Source organism: Algibacter amylolyticus, assembly GCF_014202225.1.
GTDB classification, from domain to species: domain Bacteria; phylum Bacteroidota; class Bacteroidia; order Flavobacteriales; family Flavobacteriaceae; genus Algibacter_B; species Algibacter_B amylolyticus.
Window position 1 is genome coordinate 284,539 of sequence record NZ_JACHGE010000002.1, and the last position, 26,579, is coordinate 311,117.

The window sequence follows — 26,579 nt, forward strand, 5'->3', positions numbered from 1 at the left end:
TTAAAAGGGAGTTTATAACCACTTTTTGCGTTTAAAATAAATAAGCATGCCTATAAACAGAACAATCATAACACCCCAAAGAATAAAATAGGAATATTTATATTGTAATTCTGGAATGTATTCAAAGTTCATTCCATAGATACCTGCAATAAAGGTTAGCGGTATAAATATAGACGCCATAATGGTAAGTACCTTCATGACTTCGTTCATTTTATTGCTAATGGTTGTCATGTACATATCCATTAAACTCCAAATCATTTCGCGGTATATGTCTATGTTTTCTGAAACCTGAATTAAATGGTCGTAAACATCTCTAAAATAGGTTATTGTTTTTTGATTAATAAGTGGGCTGTCGGTTTTTTCAATACGATTTATAATTTCGCGAAGCGGAAAAATGGCACGACGAACTCTAAGGATTTCCCGTTTAAGATTTTGAATATCTTGACTTACATCATCCTTTACATGACCTGAAAATATTTGTGTTTCAAAATCTTCTATTTTATTACCAAGTACTTCTATAACACTAAAATAATGATCGACAACCGCATCCATAAGGACGTACAACAAATAATCGGCAGGCATACTGCGCACACGTCCTTTGGCTTGGGTGATGCGTTCGCGAACTTCGTCGAAAACATCGCCTTCGGCTTCCTGAAAAGTTAATACGTAGTCTTTACCCAGTATAAAACTAACTTGTTCTGATACAATTTTTTCGTCCTTATCGTAATACAGCATTTTTAATACTAGAAAAATATAATCGTCGTAGTCGTCTATTTTTGGTCGCTGTGAGATGTTTACAATGTCTTCAAGCACCAATGGGTGCAGTTCGTAATGCTCGCCAATTTGCTCTATGGCATTTACGTGGTTTAAGCCATTAATATTTATCCAAGTAATGGTGCCTTCTTCGTAAGAAAAGCATTCTTCAACGTTTTGAAGCTCTTTTACTTCGCATTTGGTTTTATTATAATCGAAAGCCTCAATAAATAATTTTTGATCTGCTTTTTCACCTGTGTAAATAATACTTCCAGGAACTTGTCCAACTTTTTTCTTGGATATTTGTGTTCTAATTTTTTTAGCCACTTTTTTCATAATCCTATAAAGATATTAAATTCTACCATTTCTTATTTGGGGTTGTAGTTTTAAATAAAAAATGGTTTTACACGGCACTTGAGCCTTCATGGTCTATTGAAAAATCATCAATAGCATCTTTTTCAATAAGGGTTACTCCTTTTTGTAACATGAGGTTGTTTGGGTAGGTCACTAAATCGCCATTTTCGATTCGAAGATGTAGTTGAAACGCTCTAATATCTTCTATAATAGCTGTGATTGGGAAATCTTTGTCGTGTATTTCTATTTTATCTCCCACTTTATAAGGAAAGTTAAAAAACATAATAATACCTGAAGTGATATTACTTAATATAGACCAAATAGCAAAAAGACCGATGCCAATTACGGCAAATACAGAAGAAAAAATTACTGCTAAATCATGAAATTCTGTGCCAAAAACTAAAGCTTCAATAAGAACTGCAATTAAAAAAAGTGTAACCGTTATGTATCGTCTAATAAGTCGTATTCTAGCTTCGTTTATTCCGTTTTTCTTGGCAACTTTAGTAACTGTTACGTGTGTAATATATCTAACTAATAAAAGCGAAACCAGGACAATGCCTGTTATTACAAATTCTTTTTGATAGGTTTCAAAAAACATAGTTTTTAAGTTAAAATTCTGTGCAAATATACGTCCGAAATAAAAAAATAGATTCAGTAAATTTTAAAATAAATTAAAATAATTAATAGAAATCTAATCCAATTTTAAAGTGGTTCTTAACGCTTCGTCTTTTATGCTTTTCTTGTTCCAGTAAGCCGATTTAATAGTGTTTAGTTTCGTAGCTTTAGTAGTTAAGGTCTTAGCGTTTTCACCATAACCACTTTTTTGCGTTTCTTCCCAACTTAAAATATCAAAAGGAAAATCTGGATTAAAGGTTATAGCTAGGGTTCTATTTAATTCTGGGTAAGTAATAGTATAGCTATTTGCTGTTAATGTCGCTTTGGCAACAAAAGGTTTTACCTGGGTATGGTATAATTTTGAATATTCGAACGACGGAATAATCTGTAAATCGCCAACGGGTAAGGATTTAGGATTAACACGCAGTTTTGTCCACAGTTCGTTTTCTAAAATGGCTTTGTTAGTTTTAAAGTTTTGGTCTGCTTCGCCATCAAAATAGGAGTGCGACGTAATTTCAAAACCAGAACGGTTGTTAAGTTGCATGTATACATGTCCGCACCATTCTTGCATAGAAATAGAAACCTTTGTAGCATGGGCATTATTTGCAACCGGGTAAAAGGTACTTTGCATTATAGAATACGGGTAAATTCCGGTAACAAAGTTTTTAGTGCTATTTAGTTTTAGCACAGGAATATTATTCGGGTTGGTGTTATCTGCTTTTACTTGGGTATCCGGAAGAAAATCTTCGGTAACAAAAACTAAAACGGCTGTTCCTTGGCGTAACTCGCCATAGCGTGCTTGTTCCAATTTATATGATGAAATTTCGGCTTCGCCAGCATACCAATAATCTTTAAATTCTTGAGATAATTTAGTGGCCTCTTGCTTAGGAGTATGAGCAACAGCCTCCTTACTTGGTTGCGCCACCTGGTTGTTTTTAGGCGTATTGTTTTTACAGCTTGATAAAACGAAAAAGCATAATGTAACTAAAACTAAAACTTTAACTTTTAAAATGGTTTTAAATGTTTTTAGGTTTTTCATAATAGTAAATTTACAATGCTAAGTCGTTTCTGCAATGGCATTTAACGTTTTGTAAACAAGATGCACAGGTAAACCCATAACATTAAAATACGAGCCTTCAATTTTTGTAACACCAATTTGTCCTATCCATTCTTGTATACCGTAAGCACCAGCTTTATCGAATGGTTGGTAGTTTTTTATGTAATAATTAATCTCATCATCACTTAATTCTTTAAAGGTAACTTTAGTAATACTATATAGTGTTTTTGTGTAGTTTGTCGTGGTAAAACAAACCGATGTTATAACCTCGTGCGTAGCATTGTTTAACGATTTTAGTATGTTAAAAGCTTCTTGGCTATCGCGAGGTTTTCCAAGGGCTGTATTGTTGTGCCAAACAATAGTATCGCTGGTTATTAAAATATCTTTTGGTTGTAAGTTGTCTTTAAAGGCTAATGCTTTTAATTGTGCTAAGTAATTGCTTATTTCAAAATGTATTAATCTTGGCGGATATTCTTCTTTTACAGGTTTCAACTGGATTTCAAAATCGAGACCTAAATTTTTAAAAAACTCTTGACGCCTAGGCGATCCAGAGGCTAAAATTAGTCTATGATGTTTTAATTTTTCTTTCAACATATTTTTATTGTTTATAGTCGCGGTTTGTCTCAGTGTCAGTCACAGTCACAGTCTCAGTTTTCAGGGCGTCGTATTGATCTTTTTGCAACAAAGGTTGGTTGGTTTAAACGTACTTAGTAAATCCTAATTTTATAATTAATAGCCACTCACTAAGCCTAAATAACTAGCTTAAGGTAAACAAATAAAGTAATAAAGACAACACCCCTAAAAGCATAATAATTTTATACATTTGGCTAATATGATACATGTCCTTTTTAGTTTTAGCACTAAAGGTTTTAATAGATGTGTATAGTAACGGTCCCACAATACATAGTAAAAAATAGCCAACAGCAATAGGTTGTTTGTACAAATCGGAAACCACATAAAAAATAACAGCTATTAAAGGGAGAAAACTTAGTCCTGTTAAAACGTTTTTAGCTCGTGCTCTGCCAATAGCAATGGGCAAGGTGTTTAGCCCTGCTTTGTAGTCGCCATCAATATCCTCAATATCTTTGGCTATTTCGCGTAATAAATTTATTGAAAACGCAAAAATAGCGTAGTCTAAAATCACTTTAAAAAAAACGGTTTGTAGGTTTTGGTTGGAGGCGGTCATTGCTGGGATTAGTTCAAAAATCCCTACAATAATAATACTCAACGCTACCAAAAAGGAAATAACAATATTGCCAAACAGAGGTGTGCCTTTCAAATACGTAGCATACACATAAAGCAATATAGAAATAAGTACGAATATGGTAAAAAACGGAGCACGACCTACAACATGCGATAAATAAAAGCCAATACCAACACCAATTATATTAAAAATTATAAATAGGGTATAGGCTGTTTTTTCAGCAATGTGCTTGGTAATAATAACGCGGTTTGGTTTGTTAACCAAATCGGTTTCCACATCGTAAATATCGTTAATAATATTTCCTGCAGCGGCAATACAAGTTGTTGCTATAATTAAAAGAGTAATACCAAAACCATCTAAAGCGGTTTCAACACCAAATGGTTCCAAAAACGCATATTTAATGAGGAGTTGCACCAAGGCAATCATCAATAAATTTTTCCAGCGTATAAGGTTTAAAACATTCAAAAATTAAAGGTTTGATGCGAGTTTATCAAAAAAGAATTTCACGAAAAAGAAAATAGGAATAGCAAGAATAATAAATAGCGCTATGGTTTTTTTAGTTCTAATTTTTTCTTGTTTTCTTATGCGTGTTTTTATGGCTTCTTTTTCGGCTTTAGTAAGTTTTTTATGAAGAAAATGAACGTTGTGATGTAAAAACGTTTCATTATCCAGCTTTTCCTTTAAGCTAGAAAACGCTTTTGTGGTATTTTGGTTAAAAACACTTTGGTTGTTGCCAAAACCAATGTAACCAAAACCAGTGCTATGTCTTCTTCGTTGTCTTGCCAAAATTGTAACTAATCATATTTAGCATTAAAATTACCATTCCATTTACTTTGTACTTTAAGCACTTGTTCAATAACATCTCTAACAGCTCCTTTACCACCTTTTTTATGAGAAATGTATTTAGAAATGCCTTTAATTTCTGGCACAGCGTCCTGCGGGCAACACGGTAAACCAATAAGTTCCATTACAGGGTAATCCGGAATATCATCACCCATATACAACACGTTTTCAGCCTTAATATTCTTTTTACTAAAATAGTCATTAAGCTGTTCAATTTTATTGTGGGCGCCTAAATAAATATCGGTAATACCTAAGCCACTCAACCTAATACGCACACCTTCGTTAGATCCTCCCGAGATAATACACACATTAAACCCTTGGTCTATAGCCGTTTTTAAGGCAAAACCATCTTTAATGTTCATGGTTCTTAGCAATTCGCCGGTAGAGGTTACGGTAACCGTTCCGTCGGTAAGTACGCCATCAACATCAAAAATAAATGTACTAATGTGTTCTAAATATTCCTTATAACTTTTTTCTTCCATGAGTGCGTTTTATAGAGTCGGTAAGCAATTCGTAAACTGCTTTATGGTGCTCGTTATCTAATTGTTTTAAATGCTTTTTTATAGTCTTTTTATCGTTGCGTTTAGCAGGACCTGTTTGCGCTTTAAACGGCGACATATCCTCAATTTTATTTGCCGTTTCCTTAATTAACGGTTTTAGCAAATCAAATTCGGCACCTTCGCTTTCGGTAATTTCATGCCCAATGCGGTACAGTTGGTTTGTAAAATTATTTACAAAAACAGCCGCTAAATGTAGTACACGCCTTTGGTCGCTATTTATTCGCTTTGTAGGGCTGCCCAAACTTACAGCTACCTTTTTAAGTAGCGGATAGCTTTTTTTATCAATCGTTTCAATGCAAATTGGCACATTGGCAAAATCTAATTTAGCTGCCTTACTAAAACTCTGTAATGGGTATAAAACACCGCGTTTTAGTTTCATATCCAAATCGTAAACACTAACGCTCCCCGAAGTATGAACCACCAATTTATCCTTAAAAGGCAAACTGCTAGAAAGCTCAGAAATAGCATCGTCACTAACCGCAATAATGTATAAATCGGCGTCCTTTAAAGCCTCTAAATTATCGGTAACATCAATCAAATGGCTATACTGTTGTATACTAGACGCATTCCGGTTATACCATTGCACAACAGAAACATCGTTGGTTTTTTCAAACCCCTTAAATAAATGTGTGGCTACATTGCCAGCACCTAAAATTACTACTGAAATCATGTTGCAAAAGTACTAATGAATTCTCAAAAACAGACAACCAAATTATTTATTTTTGGGCGCATCCCAAAAGGGTCGGGCTATCCAATACAAGTCCTCGCACCTCCTACGTCGGGCTGTGGGCTTTCCTTTACTATCCCTTGCGCGCTTGTTTGCCAGAGTAGTTTATAGTTTCAAAGGCTTTTTCATGTTAATAAATCCATCTAACATTTTAAAGCTTTATCAACTCTACCTAAAAAAATAGCTTAATTTTACCATACTATGAAAACCGATATACAAACCCGAGAAGACGTCGCTTTATTAGTTACTTCATTTTATAAAAAAGTGAGAGCGCATAATGTTTTAGGTCCCTTTTTTAACGACGTTATAAAGGATTGGGACGCCCATTTAGAAAGACTAACCACCTTTTGGGAAACCAGCCTGTTCATGACACGTAAGCTCGAGCATAAATACCATGGCGATCCACTACAAGCTCATGTAAAAGTAGATAAAGACAATAACAATAGTATTACCGAATTACACTTTGGGCTATGGTTAAACATATGGTTCGAAACCTTAGAAGAACTCTTTGAAGGCGAAGTTACCGAAAACGCCAAACGTCGTGCGCGCAAAATGGGATCTTTTTTATATTTAAAAATTTTCGAAGCAAGATCAAAGTAGGTTAAGGCTATTAACCAGTCTCGATATTCATTAAGTTAATTCTATAGCTTTTACACTTCAAAAAAAATAAGATTAAGTTGTAAGAGCGTTTTATTGCTTTTTCATTAGCTTTAATAAAGAGTATCTCTGTAAAATTTTAGTGGTTTTTAGCCCAATATCTAACTTCTTCTGTTATTGTCAATTCCTCAAACTTTTAGAAGAATTTAACACTTCCAAATAAACATTAATCCGTAAATTTGCACAACCTTAAAAAAGGGCTCTGATTATGCAAAAAAAGCTAGCCAATATTTTATTTTCTACAAAACTTACTGCTGTTTTATTTATTGCTTTTGCTGTTGCCATGGCAACCGGAACAATTTTAGATGCAGGACAAGAAACATCTCCAACACCATATACTAGAAACTTAATTTATAATGCCTGGTGGTTCGAAGCTATTATGGTGTTTTTTATTATCAATTTTATTGGTAATGTTTTTAGATTCAGACTTTACAAAAAAGAAAAATGGGCAACGTTTATTTTGCATTTATCGTTCATTTTTATTCTATTAGGCGCATTTATTACCCGTTATGCTAGTTTTGAAGGGATGATGGCCATTAGAGAAGGCGCAACCGAAAACACGTTTCTTTCGCAAAAAACATATGTTACCACATACATAGATGGCGATTATAAAATTAACGGTGTGCCACAACGTTTGCCAATTGAGAGTGAGGTCGATTTTTCAGGACGCTTAGAAAACGATTTTAAAATAGCTACACAATACGGAGAGCAACCTGTAACTATCGAGTTAGAAAAGTTTATAGTAAGTGCCGAAGAAGACGTTATTCCAGATGAAAATGGTGAAGCATATTTAAAAATTGTTGAAGCAGGTGGTAACGGTGCGCATAATCACTTTTTAAAAGTAGGCGAGCAAGCTAGTATCCATAATGTTATTTTTACTTTAAACAATCCGGCTAAAGGCGCTATTAATATAAACTATAGCGATAGTGGTTTAACCATAGAATCGCCTTTTGAAGGTTCTTACATGACCATGGCCACAAGAGCAGAAGGCCTTTTGGTAAAAGATAGTTTACAACCTTTAGTTTTAAGATCGCTTTATAAAATTGGCGATATGCAAATGGTGTTTCCAAAACCTGTTGTTAAAGGCGTTTTTGATGTGGTTCAAAAAGCACAATTTCTTAAAAACGACGAAGATGGTTTGGTTTTAAAAGTGACTACTAATGGCGAAACAAAACGTGTTGGCTTATTAGGAGGAAAAGGCACTAACAGTAGCTTTAAACAAATACAAGTTGGTGGTTTAGATTTTGCTTTTAAATATGGTTCTAAAGTTTTAGACCTACCATTCTCTATAAAATTAAATGATTTTGAAGCGGAACGTTATCCAGGTACAGAACGTGGTTATTCGGCATATTCAAGCGAAGTAACGGTTATAGATGATAGAAGCGAAAATTATGATTATAAAATATTTATGAATAATATTTTGGATCATGATGGCTATCGATTTTTTCAATCGGGATTTGATCCAGACGAAAAAGGAACAATCCTTTCTGTAAATCATGATTATTGGGGTTCTTTTATTACCTATTTAGGGTATTATATGTTATATTTTGGGTTAATGGCTATTTTGTTTTCTAAGCATTCTCGTTTTGGAGAAATTAAGCGCCAGTTAGAAAAAGTAAAAGCAAAAAAGGAAAAACTGCTTACCATTTTGGTGTTGTGTTTTAGCTTAAATGCAATGGCGCAAACACATGAGCATCATGAAGGCGATGGTCATGACCATTCGCAACCAACAAAAGCACAAATAGATTCTATTCTTAAAGCTAATATTGCGCCTAAAGCGCACGCCGATAAATTTGGTCATTTAGTGATTCAGGATTTAAGCGGACGTATGATGCCTGTTAATACGTATGCATCGGAAATGCTTAGAAAATTAAGCAAACATGATACTTATGGCGATTTTGATGCTAACCAAGTATTTTTGTCTATACAAGAAAGCCCTATGCTTTGGTATAATGTGCCTATTATTTATTTAAAACCTAAAAAGGGTGATTCTATTAGGCGTCTTTTGGGGGCTAATAAAGATGTTAGTTATGTGCCTTTGGCAGATTTCTTTTCGGATAGAGGAGAATATAAATTAGCACCGTTTTTAGATGAAGCTTATAAGGCACAAGTACCTAATGGTTTTCAAAAGGAATTTAAAGAAACCGACCAACGTGTTAATTTATTGTACAACACCATAGAGGGGATGTCTTTAAAGATTTTTCCTATTCCTAATGATGATAACAACAAATGGATTTCGAACTTCGATTACAAAAAGGATACTTCTGTAATTAAAGATTCCTTGTATTCTAACTTTGTAAACAATGGGTTTAGAGCCTATTTATATACTTTAAACCAAGCAAAACGTACTGGCGATTTTACCGAAGCTAATAAACTATTGGAAGCCTTTAGTAAAACACAACACCGTTATGGTGGCGATGTTATGCTTAGTGATGATAAGGTCTATACCGAGGTGCTTTACAACAAGTACGACATTTTTAAGAAGCTTTTTAGTTGGTATATGTATGCGGGTAGTTTGTTGTTCGTCTTGTTGATTGTACAAATATTTAACGATAAAAGGAAGTTTGTAAATGTTGCAGTTTCTGTTTTAAAATTCGTAATAATAGGCTTATTTATATTACACACAGCAGGTTTAATAACACGTTGGTATATTTCTGGACATGCACCTTGGAGTGATGCTTACGAGTCTATGATTTATGTAGCTTGGTCTACCATGTTGTTTGGGTTAATCACAGGTATTAGTAAAATTCATAAAAAAGATTCTAATCAAGAATCAACAACATTTGCATCAAAAGTAGCTGGGTTTTTTAAAATGAAATCTTCTAATCTTACCATTGCAGCATCGGCTTTTGTTACCGCAATGATTTTAATGATTGCACACTGGAACTGGATGGATCCTGCTATTGCAAACCTACAGCCTGTTTTAAATAGCTATTGGTTAATGATACATGTTGCGGTAATTGTGGCAAGTTATGGTCCGTTTACTTTAGGTATGATTTTAGGTGTGGTTTCGTTAATACTTATGATTTTTACCAATAAGGCTAACAAGGCCAAAATGGATTTAAATATTAAGGAGTTAACCATTATAAACGAAATGGCCTTAACGGTTGGTTTAGTAATGCTTACCATTGGAAACTTTTTAGGTGGTATGTGGGCTAACGAAAGTTGGGGACGTTATTGGGGCTGGGACCCGAAAGAAACTTGGGCGCTTATTAGTATTATGATTTATGCTTTTGTAATACACATGCGTTTAGTTCCGGGACTACGCGGACGTTGGTTTTTTAACCTGATGTCTATTGTGGCCTTTGCTAGTATTTTAATGACGTATTTTGGTGTGAATTTCTACTTAGCTGGTTTACATAGTTACGCTAGTGGCGACCAAATTGTAAGTGTTAAGTTTATTAGTATTGCTTGTGGTATTGTGGCTGTATTAGGATTTTTTGCCTACCGTGGCTATGCTAAGTATTATAAGAAGTAATACACTTATTTTTCTATAGGTTTTTATTTTAAATAGGTTAGTTATCTGCAGATGGTTGACTGCCTATGGCAAATTGTAACCCGCGTTAGGGATTGCAGTGTAAAGCCCACAGCCCGACGCAGGAGGTGCGAGGACTTGTAGCGTAAAGCCCGACCCTTGAGGTAACGCCCTAATTTATTTTTCTATTAAAGTTAAAACGTACTCGTAGCTTATTCCGAAGGCTATAGCTAAACCGAAACTTAAGAGTGTACCTATTAATATGTACTCAGTGAGTTTGCGGTCTTTGGCTTTTGATAAATCGCCGAAACGGAATACGGATTTGGCGGCTATTAAAAAACCTACACCTTCCCAGTGGTTTGTTATGATAAACATGAATACAAATAGGCGTTCTAGAATACCTATATAGGCGCCGGCATCGGCTAGAGAGGCTTCTTTATTGTATTCTGATAAATCCCATTTTGAAATTATGGTTTTCATGATAATGGACGATACTTTAGTGATGCACAGTAAACTGGTTATAAATAATAGGATTTTTGGTGTAAATAGACTGTCGATTTGGATGGGGTAGGGTTCGTAAATTTTTATTACGAGTGCTAGTACTATAAGGTGTGCTAATTGATCCAGCCCAAACAGTAAGCGGTGGTTTGTTTTTGTTTTAAGGTGAAGTTTTATTATATCGATTATATAATGCGAAATAGGTATAATTAATAAGGCTAGCCAATATTTAAAATTGAACTGAAGCACAACGAGTAACGCTAATAAATGCACTACTATATGCCAGTATAAATATTTGGATTTATGTTTGTGGGTTTCTTTGTGTTGTACCCATTTATAGGGCTGAAACAGGAAATCGCCAATTACGTGTGCAAGTATAAATTTTATGGCTAATGCTAACATAGACTTTGTATTTGGGTGGTGTAGTAGTGTAATAGTTTTGAAATTTCGTCGTAACCAGCGCGTTTTAAGCCTTGGCTAATATTGCCTTGAGTTTTGTTTAAAATTTGGGCTATTTGGTTTTGGTTAAGGTTGGGGTTTTCTAAAGTTGTTTTTATTAGTGTTGCTGAGGTGCTAGACCAATTGTTTATAGTTAATTGTGCCAACTCTAACATAATATTTATGGCAGCATCAAAGGGTTGGAATGGCGATTTAATGGCTAGTGTTGTTTTTTTTAACTGCTCGAAACACTCGCCAGAGTTTACAAAGGCAGTTCCGTTAGATTCGGTTATGTTTGGAGAATTATAGGTTTTATCGCCTATGCCAATAGCAAGCCTAACATCTATATTATCAAATTGTTTTATAGTGGCTTTAATTAGTATACAGGCGTGTAGGGCTTGTTCGGGTTTTATTTCTAATTGAAAACTATCGCCTCTGTAAATATCCCAATGTAATGGGGTTGTACCGAAACTACTTAAAATAGTTTTAAGTGCTTGTAGCCATTTTTTAGGATCGCTTTTTTTAGAGTTTATTATATCGCCTGTTATTATGCTGGTCATAAAATTTGTAACATATTATACTCAAATGTATTACTTATTATTTGAAATTGCAAAATTATTATCTTTAAAGCTAATAATTGTTAATATTAGCTAATTAGTTAATATTTTAAATTATTAGCTTTTTTGATTATATATTAAGATTTTAGTAACACCCATAATAGTCTAAAATCACCATTTTAATAAGGTTATTAGCTTTAAGCATTTAGAGTATTTTTTATATTAAAAGGAGTAATAAAGAAAAGTACAATCTAATATCTTTGTCTCAGAACATTAAAAAAATATATATGAAGTTATTTAAAGAATTTAAGGAGTTTGCTGTTAAAGGTAATATGATGGACATGGCTATAGGTATAATAATTGGAGCGTCTTTTAATAAGGTAATAGATGTGATGGTTAAAAAAGTATTTTTACCGCCATTATCTTTATTAACCGATGGTGTTAATATGGCTAACAAACGTTTTATCTTGCGAGATGCTGTAACCGATGCTAGTGGTACTATTGTAACCGAAGAGGTTGCTATTGGTTATGGCGCATTAAGCGAAGCGTTTTTGGACTTTTTAATTATAGGTTTTACTGTTTTTATTGTGGTTAAATTTATGAATAGGCTTAAAAACAAATCGCATGATGCCAAAGATAAAACTGTAGTGACACCAAAGGATATTGAGTTGTTATCGAACCTTAACGAGTTAATGCAAGAACAAAATGCTTTATTAAAGCAAAATAATAGTGCCAATTAATAACCTTTAGAGTTTTTATAGGCTCTAAAAAACACGATGTAATATCATGGTAAAAACAGGACGAGAAAAGAATACGAAAAACAAAGCGAAGCATTCTAAATTAATGGCTCAGAAAAAAAATAAAAAGAAAACTGAAGCGCAATTAAGGAAAGAAAAGCTTAAAAACATCATTAAAAAGATGAAAGAAAATTCGGGTGATAAAGAATAAAAGCTATTTTTGACGCTTAAAATTAACTAATCACCCAAAATTATGAACAAACTTATTACAGCTTTTTTGTGTTTTTTTGTTATTCAAATTAATGCACAAGAAGAGACAGAAACAACAGCCTTTGAAGCCGAAAGTTACCCGAAAACCTTAGACAGTATTAATAATAGCTTTACCTACCAATATGGCGAAGTTATACTAAATGATGGTTTGGCTATATTAAATGTACCAAAAGGTTTTAAATTTTTAGATGGCCAACAAAGCAAGCGTGTATTAACCGATTTATGGGGAAACCCACCTAGCGAACCACTTGGGTTGCTGTTTCCGGAAGCTATGACACCCATGCACGATGAGTTTACTTATGCCGTAGAAATTGAGTATTCTGATGAAGGTTATATTGAAGATGAAGATGCCGAAGATTTAGATTATGACGATTTGCTGGAAGAAATGCAGGAAGATATTAAGGTTGATAATCCGCAACGTACAGCACAAGGATATCCAACAATGGAATTAGTAGGTTGGGCATCGCCACCTTATTATGATCAAGACAATAAAAAATTACATTGGGCAAAAGAATTAAAGTTTGAAGATTACGATGTTAATACGCTTAATTATAATATTCGTATTCTTGGTAGAAATGGTTTTTTAAACTTAAATGCTATTGGAGATATTGATATGTTAGATGCCTTTAATGCCGATAGAGATAATATTTTGCATAGTGTAGAGTTTACCGCAGGAAATAGATATAGCGATTTTAACCCAGATATTGATAAAGTTGCTGCTTATGGTATTGGAGGGTTAATAGCAGGTAAAATTTTAGCCAAAGCAGGATTTTTTGCTGTAATATTAAAATTCTGGAAATTTATAGCTATTGGAGCCGTAGCCTTATTTAGCGGTTTTAGAAAGAAATTATTTGGTGCAGGGAAAGAAGATGCCTAAAGCCAATTTAGTAATACATATAAAAAAAGAAGCACCATGGTGCTTCTTTTTTTAGTAAAATACATTTGATATTTTGTTATAACGAATATCCTTAAAATCTTTAATAACCATATCGGCCTTAGAGTAGTCTTGGTTTTTAGAGTGGAAACTATCAAACCCAACACAATAAATACCTGCTGCTTTGGCGGCTGTAATTCCGTTTGTAGAGTCTTCTATAACCATACACTCTTCTTTATTAAAACCAGAAGCTGCTGCTGCTTTTATAAAAATTTCGGGATGTGGTTTAGATTGTTTTAAATCCCCACCACTTAATTTATCGATAAAATACTGGTTTAAATCAAAACGATCAAAAATTTGATTAATACTGGTCATAGCTGCAGACGATGCTAAAACCAAAGTCAGTCCGTTTTTATGGTAATCCTTAATTAAATCTAAAACGCCATCAATAAGGCCTAAATCAGAATTACTATAAAAAAAGTGCTTATAATACTTGCGTTTTAAAGCAACTAAAGTTTCTGGGTCCTGCTCTAAATTAAAGTGGTCGCATAACCGTTTACAAATATTAATTGTAGATTGTCCTGTGAATGATTCGTAAAGTTCTGTTGAAACATTAATGCCAACTTCATTAAACATATCATGATAGGCTTTGTTGTGCATGGGTTCGCTATCAATAATAACTCCGTCCATATCAAAAATAACAGCTTTAAGCATAGAAAATTTTTTCACGAAGATATTAGATTGTAATTTAAATGCCTAATGACCAAGAAAGAAGTGTTAAATACACCTTTGTTTTTTGAAAACTGGTGTTTTGACGTAAAAAAATGTATTATGTCGAAAAAAAATACTAAATTGCCTTCCGTAAATGACAGAAAACATCTATAAACTATTATCTATTTTTATAATTAAATGAGTGACCAAAAAAAAATAAAAATTCTATTTATTGATGATGATAAGGCTACTAATTTTTTAAATAAACATTTAGCTAAAGGACGTGAAAACATAGAGTCTATTTATTTGAAACACAGTGGTTTTGAAGCTATGGAGTTTCTTGAGGGTTGCTGTACTGAAACCGAAAATATTCCGAATTTAATTTTTTTAGATATTAACATGCCAGCTATGAATGGTTGGGAGTTTTTAGAAGAGTTTTATACCCTAGATGAAAATTTAGTAAATCAAATTAAGGTGATCATTCTTTCCTCATCTGACGATCCAGGAGATTTAAAAAGATTTGAAAATAATGGTAAACTACTAGATTTTTTAAGAAAACCATTAAATGTAAAAGCGTTAGATTCTGTCCTACAAAAAATTTAAAGTTTATTTAGAATGTTATATATATATGGGCAAAATACTTCTAGTAGACGATGATAGGGCAACTAATTTTTACAATCAAATTATTTTAAAAAGAAATAAGGTCGATCATGATATTAAAGTTATGGAAAATGGCTTGAAGGCCATAGAGTATATCCGAAACAATAGTCAGCCAGATTTTATTTTTTTGGATATTAATATGCCTGTCATGGATGGTTTTCAGTTTTTAGAGGCATACGAAAGTTGGCTAGAAGGTGAAACAAATAACACTAAAATCTATGTCATGATGAGCGTCGTTTTATCCGATGAAAAGCTTAAAAAATTAGCGCATTATAATTATGTTAGAGTAATAAATAGCAAAGTGTTAACAAAAACAGAGATTAATAAAATTTTAAAAAACTAGAAGTCAAAAAAGCTTTTATAAATAATTCCCCAATTATCGATTTAATGAAAGTTGTAATTAAAATTTTTACAAGTTTAATAGCGCTATTTTTAAATAAAATACCTCATTTTAATTTGAAAATTTCAAAATTAAATGCTTCAATTTTATTTGTGGTGTTTAGCACTTTTGTTTCTTTCGCTCAAGACACTAAATCTTCAGAAGATATACCTATTGAAGATCAACGTTCCTTTATGATTTTAAACTTATCGGAGCAGGTAAGATGGCCAAATTTAGATAATATTGAAACTTTTAAAATTGGTGTTCTTGGAACCGAGTCTATTTATAATAATCTTAATAAAGTTGCAGAGAACAAACGCCTTTTTGATAAGCTTATTGATGTAAAAAGGGTTATGGGTATTGGAGAAATTCAAAACTTTAATGTTATCTACGTTAATACAGCATACGAGTATTTATTAAAAGATATTCTTGAGGCCACAATTGGTAATAAAATTTTAATTATTACTGAGGGCTATCCAACCAATTCTTCCATGATTAATATGGTTCAAGTAGGTGAAACTTACAGTTACGATATTAATAGAATGTATTTTAGAGAGGCTAATCTTAAAATGGTTTCTACCTTGGCTAGTTATGCTGTGACTTCTACAGAGCTTAAAGAGAAACTTTATAAAAAAGCAGAACAAAAATTGTATGTGGTTAGTAGGGAAAACGATCAGCAAAAAGAAATTATTAAAGAGCAGATTAAAACCATTGGAAGCCATATAGATAGTTTAAATAAGAAGGAAGAAGCACTTGCCGAAAAGGATAATTCTATAAACTCTTTATTTCTTGAGGGCGAATTAAAGAATAAGAAATTAGAGGAAATTATAACGATTGAACGCGAAAATGAACGCAAGATTAATGAGCAGATAGCGCGGTTAAACTTTCAGAAAAACAAAATAGATTCTATAAATACTCGAATTCAATATCAACAAAAAATATTGAACGATCAAAGTAGCGACATTCAAGAAAAAACAGCCATTTTACAGGAAAAGAATATTATAATTGATACACAAAGAAAGCAAAATATTGTACTATCAATCCTGTCTACTTTACTGCTTATATTAAGTATGTCTTTATTGGTGGCTTACATTAAAAATAAGAAATTAAATATTCGTTTAAATGCACAGCATATTGAGATAAATGAGCAGTCTAGACAATTATCTTTAAAAAATAAAGAATTAGAGCAATTTGCCTATATAACAAGTCATGATTTACAAGAGCCTTTAAATACTATATCTAGCTTTATAGATATTATTAATGAGGAATATGAAAGTAAATTTGATGAGGATGGCGTGCAGATGCTTGGGTTTATTAAAGAGGGTAGTGTAAGAATGAAAAAGTTAATTGACGAACTTTTACAATATTCCAGATTGGGACGCTCTAAAGAGTATGAAGATGTTAACTGTATGCCGCTTTTAGATGTGTTAACACACGACCTTCAAAACACCATTAAAAACTCTAATGCCGAGATTAATTATGCTGCTTTACCGACTGTAAAAGGTAATGAGGTGGAATTAAGATTGTTGTTTCAAAACTTGATAACTAATGGTATAAAGTTTAGAAATCCAGGTGCCAAACCTATTATAGACATAACATGTAACGAGATTCATGAAACAGATAGCGTTTTAATGAAAGATCAAAAATACTGGGTATTTTCTGTTACCGATAATGGTATTGGTATAGCTAAGGAATATCAAGATCGTGTGTTTGATATTTTCCAACGTTTGCACTCCCGTTTAGAGTACGAGGGCTCTGGTATTGGTTTAGCACATTGTAAAAAAATTGTTGAAGCTCATTCAGGTAAAATATGGTTTACATCAGAAAAAGGTGAAGGAACCACGTTTAGTTTTTCAATTCCTAAGGAATCGTAGAATTACGGTTTATTTCCAATTAATTAAAAGTATGGCGGTGTAGTATGTTATTCATAACTTTGTGCGGCATCAAATAGTATGCGTAAACCCTTTTTTTAAAACTACAGCTATCAAGAATTCAGCCCAAATACACCCAAATAACAAACATAAGTCAGGATACAATTTAGATGCTTTAAGTGAATCATTTCCGGGGTTAGCACCTTTTGTTTTTACAAATAAACATGAAACAAAAACTATAGATTTCTCAAATCCTAAAGCAGTAAAAGCACTTAATACGGCTTTACTTTATAAGCATTATAATATAGTATTTTGGGACTTTCCAGAAACTAATTTATGTCCGCCAATTCCTGGGCGAGCAGATTATATTCATCATATTTCCGATGTATTAAAATCATCAAATATTACGGGGAATATTAAAGTTTTGGATATTGGAACAGGAGCGAGTTGTATTTATCCACTTATAGGACAAGCCGAATACAATTGGAGTTTTGTAGCTTCAGATATCGATAAAGGAGCTTTAAAACATGCTCAAAATATTATTGCTAAAAATAAGCTTGACGATGCTATAGAACTGAGGTATCAAAGTGATGCCTCTCAAATATTTCAAGGTGTTTTAAAAGATACGGATAAGTTTTCAGTATCAATTTGTAACCCGCCGTTTTATAAATCGGAAGCCGAAGCATTAGAGGCTAATGCTAGAAAACTTAAAGGCTTAAATATGGATGCATTAAAACCGGTAAGAAACTTTTCGGGAACTCAAAACGAGTTGTGGTATAAAGGTGGCGAAAAAGCTTTTTTACATACGTATTTATATGAAAGTTCTTTGTTTAAAGACCATTGCGAATGGTTTACGACTTTAGTTTCTAAAAAGGATTTAGTAAAAGGCATGTACGCCTCGTTAAAAAAATTAGGCGCTACAAGTATTAAAACCATAAATATGGGACAAGGCAATAAAATATCCCGCATAGTAGCGTGGACTTTTAAATAAGCTTGTGAAGTAATCTTACTGCATACTATGTTTTAATCCGATTTAGCTTATTGTTTTTTCTTTCTATGGTCTGTTTTAATATATAGTCCAGCTTGAAGTCTATGCAGGTTTAAACCGTTTATTTTTCTGTTTAAATAGCCTAATTGTACATTGCAAGATTTTGAGATGTTAATTCCTAATGCGGTGTATAGCCTGTTTTCTGTAAGAATATCACTTTCAAGGGTGGCTAAAAACTCATTATTCAGCCTAATAAATAAACTTTTATTTAAAGTTAATTTAGTTCCTAATCTGTATCGAAATCGGTGAGATGTACTTTTAAAATCATATTTATGAAAAAACCGCTGTTCTACTCTAAATCGATGATCGAAAGGAAGGTTTGACACTTTATGCTTAAAAGTTACCTGTTCAAATATTCTATTCTCGTAAGTATGTGGTTTATCGGTATAAAAACCACCATCAATATCTCCATATCCATACGCTAACGATGTGGTAAGGTTTGCAGATACCTTATAATTTATACCACCATAAAGTAGAATGAAATTAAAATTTTCTGCTAATTCGAACATCCAAACTTGCGAGAGTGTACTTATACTTAACTTATCGGATACACGATGTGTGCCTGCATAAGTAAACCATGAACCTGTTTTTTCTTCTTGGTTAGATTGTGAGTAACCATTACAAACAGAAATACTTAATAGTATCACAATTAGTAAATACTTCATAATATATGCTTTTATAACAACTAGAATTTGAAATAGGATAAAAAATAAAAGGAGCTCAAAATGAAGGAGCTCCTTTTACAACTAAATAAGAACCTATTAAAAGTGTTCGTTTAAGTGATGGTGTTCATCAATTAGCGGTCCACCTTCAATAATTTGATCTGATGCGTGTTGAGCAAATTTCTCAAAGTTTAAGTGGAATGAGTGTGCTAAATGAATAGCTTTCCCAACATAGGCTCCCTTTTGCAACCAAGTGTTCATAGGGTCTAAAATTTCAGAAGGAACACCAGGACAATATTTAGGCATGTATAAACCGAAAATAAAGTTTTGTTCGTAATCTACATTGTCTAATTCACCATTAAGAATAGCAGTAATCATTGCTCTGGTATATTTTAATTTTATACGAGATCCAACACCGTAAGGTCCTGCGCTCCATCCTGTATTAATTAGCCAAACGTTTACTCCAGCTTCAGTCATTTTTTTACTAAGCATTTCGCCGTAAACTGTTGGGTGTAATGGCATAAAAGGTTCGCCAAAACATGCAGAGAATGATGGTACAGGCTCGGTAATTCCAGCTTCTGTTCCAGCTACTTTAGCAGTATATCCAGAGATAAAATGATAAGCAGCTTGTCCCGGAGTTAATTTAGATACTGGAGGTAAAACACCAAAAGCATCACAAGTTAAAAAGAAAATATTCTTTGGGTTGTTAGCATAAAGCGTTTCTTGAATATTATCAATATGATGAATAGGGTAGCTTACACGTGTATTTTGAGTAATGCTACTATCAAGATAATCTGGTTCTCCATTGTCTTTAAAAACCACGTTTTCAAGAATAGCTCCAGGTTTAACCGCTCTAAATATATCTGGTTCTTTTTCTTCAGATAAGTCTATTACTTTGGCGTAGCAACCACCTTCAAAATTAAAAATATTATTGTCTGCTGTCCAACCGTGTTCGTCATCTCCAATTAACTTACGCTCTGGATCAGCCGATAAAGTTGTTTTTCCTGTTCCTGATAATCCGAAGAAAATTGCAGTATCTCCAAACTTACCTACATTAGCAGAACAGTGCATTGGTAATACATTACGTTCTGTTGGTAAAATTAAATTTAATGCAGAGAAAATACCTTTTTTCATTTCTCCTGTATAAGCAGATCCTCCAATTAATGCTATTTTTTGGGTAAAGTTTAGTATTGAAAAATTACCTTGACGAATACCAAAATCTTTTGGGTTTGGACATACATATCCAGGAGCACAAAGAATTAGCCAATCCTCTTTAAAATTCTCCAGCTCTTTTTCGCTAGGCCTCAAAAACATATTGTATACAAACATGTTAGACCACGGTAATTCGGTTACAGTTCTAATATTAGTTCTGTATTCTGGGTCTGCACATACATAACCATCTCTAGCATAAATTTCTTTTCCAGAAAGGTATTTAGTGACTTCGTCTTTTAATTTATTAAAGTTTTCAGTAGAAACAGGTTTGTTTGTTTTACCCCACCATACTTTATCTGCTGTATAATCATCCTTTACAATAAAACGATCTTGAGGTGAACGTCCTGTAAATTTTCCAGTATTTACTGCTAGGGTGCCATTAGCTGTTTCTTTCCCCATACCTTTATCAACTGTGATTTTTTGTAATTCCTCTGGTGATAAATTCCAGTTAACCGTCACATCTTTTAGTCCATATTGCTCTAAGCTTGGATTTTTTGTTACTGTTGTTTCCATTTTTATTGATTTTAAAGGTTCCTATTAATTATTATTTAAAATGGCCATATAATTGGCACTAGTATTAAAGTGATTATGAAAAAAATGAATAGCAATGGTGCTCCCACTTTTAAATAGTTCATGAATTTGTATCCGCCTGCCGTCATTACCATAGCATTAGTGGTTGTTCCTATAGGCGTTAAAAAGGCTGTTGATGCGCTTATAGCTACAACAATCATAAAGGGTTCTGGTGATAGGTTTAATGAGCTTGCTGCTAGTATGGCTATTGGTGCCATTAATACTGCAGTTGCAGAGTTGTTTATAACCTGACTAAACGTTGTAGTTAGTAAAAACACACCGCCTAATAAAAGTATAGGGTGTATAGCGCCTAAATACTCTACAAGTCCGCTTGCTATTAATTGAGCTGTTCCTGTTTTTTGAAGCGCAATACCCATAGGTATCATAGCTGCAATCATAACTACACTAGTCCAACTAATGCCTTTATAGGCTTTAGAAATAGGTACACAACCCGTTAGCAATACTATACCAGCAGATAGTAGTGCTGCTATAGATCCTGGTACGATTTTAAAAACCATGAATATTATCATGAGAATTAAAGCACCTAAGGCAATAAATGATTTGTAGTTAAGGTTTTCTACGTTTTTAGCCATGCCTTCTGGACTTCCAATAATGACTAAGTTTTCATGTTGTTTTTTTAAGTCTTCAATATGTTCCCAAGTACCTCTAATTAAAAAGGCATCGCCAGATTTTACCGTAATCTCTTTGTCTAAAATGGGTTGTCTATTTCTAGAAATAGCTAATAATTGCAGATTAAAACGATTAAAATAAGTGCTTAAATTATATTTTCGACCCACTAACATAGAGTTCGGGTTTACAATAACTTCGGTCATACCAACCTCCTGATTAATTAAGTTGTTTTTAAGCTCGTCTGTAATCGGCTCAAGAGGTAAAAGTCCTAATCTAAACGTAATCATTAATCGGTTTATATCTTCGGTTTCTCCTTTTACAGTTATAATATCATGATACAGAAATTCTGTATTAGTATCTGGAAATTCTATAAACTGTGGTACTTTTTTTAATACACTAGGGTGTCTTCTTTTTATTCTAATAATAGAAATGTTAAAGTTTTTTTCAAGATCCCAAGTATCTATTTTAGTGTTTAGTAAAGGTGATATTGACCTTACACGTAATCTGTAGTATCCATTATGTACTTTATAAGCTTCAATCCAATTATGAAGTGTAGACTCGATATTTACAGGTTTATTATTGGTTTTGTTTTCCGGTAATAGTTTAAAGCCTATATATCTAAAATAGAGTAAGGCTACAATAAGTAATGGTAAACCTATAAGAGCGAATTCAAAAAATGAAAACCCATCAAAACCAGCTTCAACTAAAGCATTACTAGCTATAATATTTGGAGGTGTTCCTGTTAAAGTTAGTAAACCACCTGTATTAGATCCAAAGGCTACAGGCATTAGCATTTTAGAAGGTAAAGTACCGATGCTCCAAGCAGATGATATGGTAAGTGGCATTAAGGTAGCAACTGTACCCGTATTACTAACAAAACCAGATAAAACACCTGCGCCAAGTGTAATGATTACTAATAGCTTTGGTACACTTTTTCCTGCCCATTCTACAAACTTTTTACCTGCTAAAGCCGTCCAGCCTGTTTGTGCAATACCTTCTCCTATTATAAACAAGGCAGCAATCATGATAACAGTAGGATTACTAAAACCACTTAAGGTTTCTTTAGTATCTAATATTCCTGTTAAGAATAAACTTAACATAGAAATTAATGCAACAATATCTGGTGTAAACTTTCCCCAAACAAAGAGACCAATAGTAATAATTAAAATGGTTAGCATTAAATAGATCATATCTTGTAATTCTTTATTAGCTTTGACTGCTATAGGGTTCGTAATAATTATAGAGTAAAATTACTGTGATTATCCTGTAAGAATTATGACGAATGTCATGCTTTAGGTAAAGGCGTTATTTTTAAGTATTTGGTATATTTATAATCAAATGATTAAAGAAAATGTTAACGAATACGTTTTCGTTATGCAGAGTTTTGCGATATTCTATGTTTTAGATGAATTAAATGATTTATAGAATCCGTAAATGGGATTAAAAAAAATTAATTGATACATTAAAGATTCATATTAATAATTCGATATTTAGAAGAATGATTATATGGATACTATAGGTGAAAATTAAAAAACAATAAATATATACACATGAAATTAGATGTTTTAGCCTTTGGAGCTCATCCTGATGATGTAGAACTAGGTTGTGGAGCTACATTAGCAAAAGAAGTTAGTAAAGGTAAAAAAGTAGGCATTATAGATTTAACTAGAGGCGAGTTAGGTACGCGAGGTACTGCAGAAACTAGAGATGATGAAGCTTTTCATGCTGCAAAAATATTAGGCGTTAGCATGCGTACTAACTTAGAATTTGCGGATGGTTTTTTTGTTAATGATAAACAACACCAATTGGCTATTATTAAAATGATAAGAAAATATAGACCAGAACTTATATTATGTAATGCTGTTGATGATAGGCATATAGACCATGGTAAAGGCAGTAAATTAGTAAGTGATGCTTGTTTTTTAAGTGGTTTAATTAAAATTGAAACTAAAGATGATGGCGTAATACAAAAACCATGGCGACCAAAGCAAGTATATCATTATATACAATGGAAACATATAGAACCTGATGTAGCTGTTGATGTTACAGGGTATATAGATAAAAAAATGGATGCTGTACTGGCATATAAAACTCAGTTTTTTGATGCGAATAGTAAAGAACCACAAACACCTATATCGAGTAAGAACTTTACAGATAGCATAATTTATAGGTCTAGAGATTTAGGGCGATTAATAGGAGTAGAGCATGCCGAAGGATTTACGGTAGAGCGTTATGCAGCCGTTGATAGTTTGTTCGATTTAAAGTAGTTAGAATTCTAGAGCAAATTATTTTCATTTTTAACTAAAAATTTTAAAAAAAGTCTTTGTTATAAAGAATGAAATCAATTACATTTGCACACGCATTACAGAAATGTACTTGCAAGGAGGGTTTTAACTCGATAGTTAGGGCAATCCTTTTTGAAAAACTTTTTTAAAGTTTGATAAAAAACACATGGTGGTTGTAGCTCAGTTGGTTAGAGCATTGGTTTGTGGTACCAAGGGTCGCCGGTTCGAATCCGGTCTTCCACCCAAAAAGTAAAAGCCTTTCAAGAAATTGAAAGGCTTTTTTTGTGGAATTAATTTAACTATTAGTCAAGCTTAATGCGTTCTTCCCTATTAGCTAGCTCCCAAGCCGTATGGAAAATAAGTTTAGCACGGGTTTCTAAAAACTCATAGTTTATTTTATCTGGTGTGTCCGATGGTTTGTGGTAATCGGCGTGTGTACCATTAAAGTAAAAAATTACTGGAATGTTGTTTTTTGCAAAGTTGTAATGGTCCGATCGGTAATAGAATCGATTAGGATCATTATCATCATTATATGTATAATCGAATTCTAAATTGAAATATTTCTTATTAACGTCTTCAGATATAGTATGTAACTCCTTACTTAATTTATCAGCACCAATAAGGTATAAGTAGTTTTCTCCTCTAGCTTCATGCTTTGGGTCCACACGACCTATCATGTCTATATTTAAATTCGCTACTGTGTTTTTTAAAGGGAAAATAGGGTCTTCATCAGAGTAGTAACGCGATCCGTAAAGTCCAATTTCTTCGCCTGTAACATGTAAAAATACAACGGTACGTTTTGGGCCATTACCTTCTTTTTCGGCGGCTTTAAAAGCTTCAGCAATTTCTAAAATGGCTACGGTTCCAGATCCATCATCATCTGCGCCATTATTAATATCGCCATTTCCAGATATACCAATATGATCTAAATGTGCCGAAATAATAATAACTTCATCTGGCTTTTCGCTTCCTTTTATATAAGCAATCACATTTTCAGAATCTTTAACGTTATTGCCAAAATAACTTCCCGGAATTTCTTGAAAATAATCGTCCTCTGCAATTGGGGAAAGAATGTTATTAGATTGGTAATTACTTTTTATAAACTCAATGGCTTTTTTCTGTCCTGGTTCTCCTGTTTTTCTACCTTCAAAATCATCAGAAGCATAGGTGTAAAGCATCGTTTTAAGCTCGCTAGCAGTTATTGTGTTCGCGTAGGTTTCAGGCGTAGTTTCTTTTTCTGTTTTGTTTTTATTTTGCGATGAGCTACAAGAGGCTATTTGTAGGCTAGCACAAATTAAAAGGGCTAATGTTTTCATGTTAAATCATTTTTTATATTACGATATTACAAAATTGTATTTATAGACATGCAGGTTTTCAGTCTATTTTAACAATTCATTTTCGGCATCAATAGCAAGTCTGTGGTCTTGATTAGCGATTTGCCATGCGGTAGCAAATATAAGTTTGGTTCGTTTTTCTAGTAACTGATAATTAATTTTATCTGGTGTATCTGTTTCTTTATGGTAGTCGGCATGTTCGCCATTAAAATAAAAAATAACAGGTATGTCGTGTAATGCAAAATTATAATGATCGGATCTGGAGTAGTAATTATTGGTATCGTTTAATGCATTATACCTATAATCTAAGTCTATATTAAAAAAGGTGTTATTTGTTTCCTCAGAAATAAAATGAAGTTCCTGACTCAACCTATCGTCACCTATTAAGTATATATAGTCTTTATTGTTTTTATGTAAGTCGTCAACACGACCAATCATATCTATATTTAAGTTGGCTATTGTATTTTCAAGAGGGAAAACAGGGTGGTTGGTATAATATTCAGAGCCTCTTTTTCCTATTTCTTCTGCTGTTAAGTGCAGAAATAAAATACTGCGTTTAGGGCCGTAACCATCTAACTTTGCCAAGTTAAAGGCTTGCGCCATTTCTAGGAGAGCCACAGTTCCAGAGCCATCATCATCGGCACCAGAATTTATTTTACCATTTTCATTAACACCTAAATGGTCTAAATGAGCAGAAATAATAATAATATCTTCAGGGTTTTCTGTGCCTTCAATATAGGCAAGCACGTTTTCGGAACTTTTATATTGGTTTGAAAAGAAGCTTTCTGGGATGGTTTGGTAGTAATTAGTGCTTCCTAAAGGCGATTTTATTTGCTCGTCTATGTAGTATGATTTTAAATAATTGGCTGCTAGTTTTTGTCCGGGTTCGCCAACTTTTCTGCCCTCAAAATCATCGGAAGTAAATTTATATAAATGCGTTTTAAGCTCGTTTTGAGTAATGCTATTGGCGTATTGCATTACTATAGTGCTGTCCGATAAAACAATAGCGTCCTTAAGGTTTTGTAATTTCACAATGTATTTGGGCGTAGAGCACGTGCCAACCATTGTAAATAAAGAGAGTATTCCAATAAATTTCATGTATAATAAGTCATTATTAATTACATGTAACTACACAATCAAATTATTTCGTTAGGGGCGGGGAATTAATAGCTTGTTAGTTTCATAAAAACTAACGCAAATATATATATATTTTGGGATGAAATTACTTACTACTCAAACGAAATGTCTTCTAATTCAGATTCATCTATTTCAATATCCAAATCCTCTAATTCTTCTAAAGATTCTTCTTCAAGTTTAACTTCCTTAGCTTCAATGGCTTCGGTGTCCGCAATTTCAGTAGTTGTAAAAACGGCTTTGTACGTTGTAAGTGCCAGAGCAACAATAGTTAATAGAAATGTAAATTTAATTATTTTTTTTACTTGACCTTCTTTTTTAGATAAGTAAAAGGCAATTATTCCAAATATTAAAGCTGCTATTGCAGGAAATATAGCTAGGTTAGAAATAGGTAAAACAGAAAAAATAACTGCGAATATCGACGCTATTAATGCTAAAATTGTAAATGCTTTTTTCATTTTTAT

At 33.1% G+C, this 26,579-nt stretch carries 27 protein-coding genes and 1 tRNA gene; 11 read left to right on the top strand and 17 right to left on the bottom strand.

Features of this window, described 5'->3' with window-relative positions; translation table 11 throughout:
- Nucleotides 1-12 precede the first annotated feature (12 nt).
- The 8 genes from corA to HNQ90_RS06335 form a co-directional block, all read right to left on the bottom strand.
- Nucleotides 13-1,089, bottom strand: coding sequence for a magnesium/cobalt transporter CorA (gene corA / locus HNQ90_RS06300; RefSeq protein ID WP_144117030.1), 1,077 nt, complete (start codon nt 1,087-1,089; stop codon nt 13-15).
- Nucleotides 1,090-1,156: 67 nt separating this feature from the next.
- Nucleotides 1,157-1,705, bottom strand: coding sequence for a mechanosensitive ion channel domain-containing protein (locus HNQ90_RS06305; RefSeq protein WP_144117031.1), 549 nt, complete (start codon nt 1,703-1,705; stop codon nt 1,157-1,159).
- 93 nt (nt 1,706-1,798) lie between these two features.
- Entirely contained in the window at nt 1,799-2,761 is a 963-nt protein-coding gene (locus HNQ90_RS06310; RefSeq protein WP_144117032.1) for a septum formation inhibitor Maf, read from the bottom strand.
- Between the two features lie 18 nt (nt 2,762-2,779).
- Complete coding sequence (locus tag HNQ90_RS06315) at nt 2,780-3,373, bottom strand: Maf-like protein (protein ID WP_144117033.1); 594 nt, start codon at nt 3,371-3,373, stop codon at nt 2,780-2,782.
- 163 nt (nt 3,374-3,536) lie between these two features.
- Entirely contained in the window at nt 3,537-4,448 is a 912-nt protein-coding gene (locus tag HNQ90_RS06320; RefSeq protein ID WP_144117034.1) for a geranylgeranylglycerol-phosphate geranylgeranyltransferase, read from the bottom strand.
- Nucleotides 4,449-4,451: 3 nt separating this feature from the next.
- Complete coding sequence (locus HNQ90_RS06325) at nt 4,452-4,769, bottom strand: hypothetical protein (RefSeq protein ID WP_144117035.1); 318 nt, start codon at nt 4,767-4,769, stop codon at nt 4,452-4,454.
- Between the two features lie 8 nt (nt 4,770-4,777).
- Nucleotides 4,778-5,308, bottom strand: a complete 531-nt coding sequence (locus tag HNQ90_RS06330) for a KdsC family phosphatase (protein ID WP_092852426.1) — start codon at nt 5,306-5,308, stop codon at nt 4,778-4,780.
- Nucleotides 5,289-6,056: a Rossmann-like and DUF2520 domain-containing protein gene (locus tag HNQ90_RS06335; RefSeq protein ID WP_144117036.1), complete on the bottom strand. Its 768-nt coding sequence runs from the start codon at nt 6,054-6,056 to the stop codon at nt 5,289-5,291. Before HNQ90_RS06335 ends, HNQ90_RS06330 begins: the two co-directional genes overlap by 20 nt.
- A gap of 258 nt (nt 6,057-6,314) precedes the next feature.
- On the opposite strand from HNQ90_RS06335, the gene HNQ90_RS06340 reads away from it, so the two are divergent.
- Together HNQ90_RS06340 and HNQ90_RS06345 are read left to right on the top strand one after the other, a co-directional pair.
- Nucleotides 6,315-6,713, top strand: coding sequence for a group III truncated hemoglobin (locus tag HNQ90_RS06340; protein WP_144117037.1), 399 nt, complete (start codon nt 6,315-6,317; stop codon nt 6,711-6,713).
- A 265-nt stretch (nt 6,714-6,978) separates the two neighbouring features.
- Nucleotides 6,979-10,248, top strand: a complete 3,270-nt coding sequence (locus HNQ90_RS06345; protein ID WP_144117038.1) for a cytochrome c biogenesis protein CcsA — start codon at nt 6,979-6,981, stop codon at nt 10,246-10,248.
- Between the two features lie 174 nt (nt 10,249-10,422).
- Here HNQ90_RS06345 and HNQ90_RS06350 read toward each other — a convergent pair whose 3' ends face one another.
- The gene (locus HNQ90_RS06350; protein WP_144117039.1) at nt 10,423-11,145 is read right to left on the bottom strand and encodes a DUF3307 domain-containing protein; all 723 of its coding nucleotides are present in this window, start codon (nt 11,143-11,145) and stop codon (nt 10,423-10,425) included.
- Entirely contained in the window at nt 11,139-11,741 is a 603-nt protein-coding gene (locus HNQ90_RS06355) for a SatD family protein (RefSeq protein ID WP_144117040.1), read from the bottom strand. Before HNQ90_RS06355 ends, HNQ90_RS06350 begins: the two co-directional genes overlap by 7 nt.
- Before the next feature lie 284 nt (nt 11,742-12,025).
- On the opposite strand from HNQ90_RS06355, the gene mscL reads away from it, so the two are divergent.
- The 3 genes from mscL to HNQ90_RS06370 are packed head-to-tail and all read left to right on the top strand — an operon-like array spanning nt 12,026 to nt 13,622.
- Complete coding sequence (gene mscL, locus HNQ90_RS06360) at nt 12,026-12,478, top strand: large conductance mechanosensitive channel protein MscL (protein WP_144117041.1); 453 nt, start codon at nt 12,026-12,028, stop codon at nt 12,476-12,478.
- Between the two features lie 46 nt (nt 12,479-12,524).
- The gene (locus HNQ90_RS06365) at nt 12,525-12,686 is read left to right on the top strand and encodes a hypothetical protein (RefSeq protein WP_172625896.1); all 162 of its coding nucleotides are present in this window, start codon (nt 12,525-12,527) and stop codon (nt 12,684-12,686) included.
- 42 nt (nt 12,687-12,728) lie between these two features.
- Nucleotides 12,729-13,622, top strand: coding sequence for a DUF2167 domain-containing protein (locus tag HNQ90_RS06370; protein ID WP_144117042.1), 894 nt, complete (start codon nt 12,729-12,731; stop codon nt 13,620-13,622).
- A 51-nt stretch (nt 13,623-13,673) separates the two neighbouring features.
- Here HNQ90_RS06370 and HNQ90_RS06375 read toward each other — a convergent pair whose 3' ends face one another.
- The gene (locus HNQ90_RS06375; protein WP_144117378.1) at nt 13,674-14,333 is read right to left on the bottom strand and encodes an HAD family hydrolase; all 660 of its coding nucleotides are present in this window, start codon (nt 14,331-14,333) and stop codon (nt 13,674-13,676) included.
- Nucleotides 14,334-14,528: 195 nt separating this feature from the next.
- Here HNQ90_RS06375 and HNQ90_RS06380 point away from each other — a divergent pair, with 195 nt between their 5' ends.
- From HNQ90_RS06380 to rlmF, 4 genes are all read left to right on the top strand, one after another.
- Nucleotides 14,529-14,933 carry a response regulator gene (locus tag HNQ90_RS06380; protein ID WP_144117043.1) on the top strand — a complete coding sequence of 135 codons (405 nt, stop codon included), beginning with the start codon at nt 14,529-14,531 and terminating at the stop codon, nt 14,931-14,933.
- 25 nt (nt 14,934-14,958) lie between these two features.
- The gene (locus tag HNQ90_RS06385; RefSeq protein WP_144117044.1) at nt 14,959-15,333 is read left to right on the top strand and encodes a response regulator; all 375 of its coding nucleotides are present in this window, start codon (nt 14,959-14,961) and stop codon (nt 15,331-15,333) included.
- A 113-nt stretch (nt 15,334-15,446) separates the two neighbouring features.
- On the top strand, nt 15,447-17,243 hold the full coding sequence (locus HNQ90_RS06390) for a YfiR/HmsC family protein (RefSeq protein ID WP_172625897.1): 1,797 nt from the start codon (nt 15,447-15,449) through the stop codon (nt 17,241-17,243).
- A gap of 61 nt (nt 17,244-17,304) precedes the next feature.
- Nucleotides 17,305-18,231: a 23S rRNA (adenine(1618)-N(6))-methyltransferase RlmF gene (rlmF, locus tag HNQ90_RS06395; RefSeq protein WP_241678379.1), complete on the top strand. Its 927-nt coding sequence runs from the start codon at nt 17,305-17,307 to the stop codon at nt 18,229-18,231.
- Between the two features lie 47 nt (nt 18,232-18,278).
- Here rlmF and HNQ90_RS06400 read toward each other — a convergent pair whose 3' ends face one another.
- From HNQ90_RS06400 to HNQ90_RS06410, 3 genes are all read right to left on the bottom strand, one after another.
- A complete protein-coding gene (locus tag HNQ90_RS06400; RefSeq protein ID WP_144117046.1) occupies nt 18,279-18,953 on the bottom strand; it encodes a DUF2490 domain-containing protein in 675 nt (224 codons plus the stop codon).
- A 96-nt stretch (nt 18,954-19,049) separates the two neighbouring features.
- A complete protein-coding gene (pckA, locus tag HNQ90_RS06405) occupies nt 19,050-20,675 on the bottom strand; it encodes a phosphoenolpyruvate carboxykinase (ATP) (RefSeq protein ID WP_144117047.1) in 1,626 nt (541 codons plus the stop codon).
- Between the two features lie 35 nt (nt 20,676-20,710).
- A complete protein-coding gene (locus tag HNQ90_RS06410; RefSeq protein WP_144117048.1) occupies nt 20,711-22,540 on the bottom strand; it encodes an SLC13 family permease in 1,830 nt (609 codons plus the stop codon).
- Nucleotides 22,541-22,912: 372 nt separating this feature from the next.
- On the opposite strand from HNQ90_RS06410, the gene bshB1 reads away from it, so the two are divergent.
- Both bshB1 and HNQ90_RS06420 read left to right on the top strand, forming a co-directional pair.
- Nucleotides 22,913-23,629 carry a bacillithiol biosynthesis deacetylase BshB1 gene (gene bshB1, locus HNQ90_RS06415; protein ID WP_144117049.1) on the top strand — a complete coding sequence of 239 codons (717 nt, stop codon included), beginning with the start codon at nt 22,913-22,915 and terminating at the stop codon, nt 23,627-23,629.
- A 186-nt stretch (nt 23,630-23,815) separates the two neighbouring features.
- Nucleotides 23,816-23,891, top strand: a tRNA-His gene (locus HNQ90_RS06420).
- 58 nt (nt 23,892-23,949) lie between these two features.
- On the opposite strand, the gene HNQ90_RS06425 is transcribed toward HNQ90_RS06420, so the two are convergent.
- The 3 genes from HNQ90_RS06425 to HNQ90_RS06435 form a co-directional block, all read right to left on the bottom strand.
- Nucleotides 23,950-24,963: a M28 family metallopeptidase gene (locus tag HNQ90_RS06425; RefSeq protein ID WP_144117050.1), complete on the bottom strand. Its 1,014-nt coding sequence runs from the start codon at nt 24,961-24,963 to the stop codon at nt 23,950-23,952.
- Nucleotides 24,964-25,026: 63 nt separating this feature from the next.
- Nucleotides 25,027-26,079: a M28 family peptidase gene (locus HNQ90_RS06430; protein WP_144117051.1), complete on the bottom strand. Its 1,053-nt coding sequence runs from the start codon at nt 26,077-26,079 to the stop codon at nt 25,027-25,029.
- Nucleotides 26,080-26,210: 131 nt separating this feature from the next.
- Complete coding sequence (locus tag HNQ90_RS06435; protein WP_144117052.1) at nt 26,211-26,573, bottom strand: DUF3810 domain-containing protein; 363 nt, start codon at nt 26,571-26,573, stop codon at nt 26,211-26,213.
- Nucleotides 26,574-26,579 lie beyond the last annotated feature (6 nt).

Coding starts and splice junctions, on each gene's coding strand:
- corA (WP_144117030.1), bottom strand. CDS start 1,089: ATGAAAAAAGTGGCTAAAAAAATTAGAACACAAATATCCAAGAAAAAA.
- HNQ90_RS06305 (WP_144117031.1), bottom strand. CDS start 1,705: ATGTTTTTTGAAACCTATCAAAAAGAATTTGTAATAACAGGCATTGTC.
- HNQ90_RS06310 (WP_144117032.1), bottom strand. CDS start 2,761: ATGAAAAACCTAAAAACATTTAAAACCATTTTAAAAGTTAAAGTTTTA.
- HNQ90_RS06315 (WP_144117033.1), bottom strand. CDS start 3,373: ATGTTGAAAGAAAAATTAAAACATCATAGACTAATTTTAGCCTCTGGA.
- HNQ90_RS06330 (WP_092852426.1), bottom strand. CDS start 5,308: ATGGAAGAAAAAAGTTATAAGGAATATTTAGAACACATTAGTACATTT.
- HNQ90_RS06335 (WP_144117036.1), bottom strand. CDS start 6,056: ATGATTTCAGTAGTAATTTTAGGTGCTGGCAATGTAGCCACACATTTA.
- HNQ90_RS06340 (WP_144117037.1), top strand. CDS start 6,315: ATGAAAACCGATATACAAACCCGAGAAGACGTCGCTTTATTAGTTACT.
- HNQ90_RS06345 (WP_144117038.1), top strand. CDS start 6,979: ATGCAAAAAAAGCTAGCCAATATTTTATTTTCTACAAAACTTACTGCT.
- HNQ90_RS06350 (WP_144117039.1), bottom strand. CDS start 11,145: ATGTTAGCATTAGCCATAAAATTTATACTTGCACACGTAATTGGCGAT.
- HNQ90_RS06355 (WP_144117040.1), bottom strand. CDS start 11,741: ATGACCAGCATAATAACAGGCGATATAATAAACTCTAAAAAAAGCGAT.
- mscL (WP_144117041.1), top strand. CDS start 12,026: ATGAAGTTATTTAAAGAATTTAAGGAGTTTGCTGTTAAAGGTAATATG.
- HNQ90_RS06365 (WP_172625896.1), top strand. CDS start 12,525: ATGGTAAAAACAGGACGAGAAAAGAATACGAAAAACAAAGCGAAGCAT.
- HNQ90_RS06370 (WP_144117042.1), top strand. CDS start 12,729: ATGAACAAACTTATTACAGCTTTTTTGTGTTTTTTTGTTATTCAAATT.
- HNQ90_RS06375 (WP_144117378.1), bottom strand. CDS start 14,333: ATGCTTAAAGCTGTTATTTTTGATATGGACGGAGTTATTATTGATAGC.
- HNQ90_RS06380 (WP_144117043.1), top strand. CDS start 14,529: ATGAGTGACCAAAAAAAAATAAAAATTCTATTTATTGATGATGATAAG.
- HNQ90_RS06385 (WP_144117044.1), top strand. CDS start 14,959: ATGGGCAAAATACTTCTAGTAGACGATGATAGGGCAACTAATTTTTAC.
- HNQ90_RS06400 (WP_144117046.1), bottom strand. CDS start 18,953: ATGAAGTATTTACTAATTGTGATACTATTAAGTATTTCTGTTTGTAAT.
- pckA (WP_144117047.1), bottom strand. CDS start 20,675: ATGGAAACAACAGTAACAAAAAATCCAAGCTTAGAGCAATATGGACTA.
- HNQ90_RS06410 (WP_144117048.1), bottom strand. CDS start 22,540: ATGCTAACCATTTTAATTATTACTATTGGTCTCTTTGTTTGGGGAAAG.
- bshB1 (WP_144117049.1), top strand. CDS start 22,913: ATGAAATTAGATGTTTTAGCCTTTGGAGCTCATCCTGATGATGTAGAA.
- HNQ90_RS06425 (WP_144117050.1), bottom strand. CDS start 24,963: ATGAAAACATTAGCCCTTTTAATTTGTGCTAGCCTACAAATAGCCTCT.
- HNQ90_RS06430 (WP_144117051.1), bottom strand. CDS start 26,079: ATGAAATTTATTGGAATACTCTCTTTATTTACAATGGTTGGCACGTGC.
- HNQ90_RS06435 (WP_144117052.1), bottom strand. CDS start 26,573: ATGAAAAAAGCATTTACAATTTTAGCATTAATAGCGTCGATATTCGCA.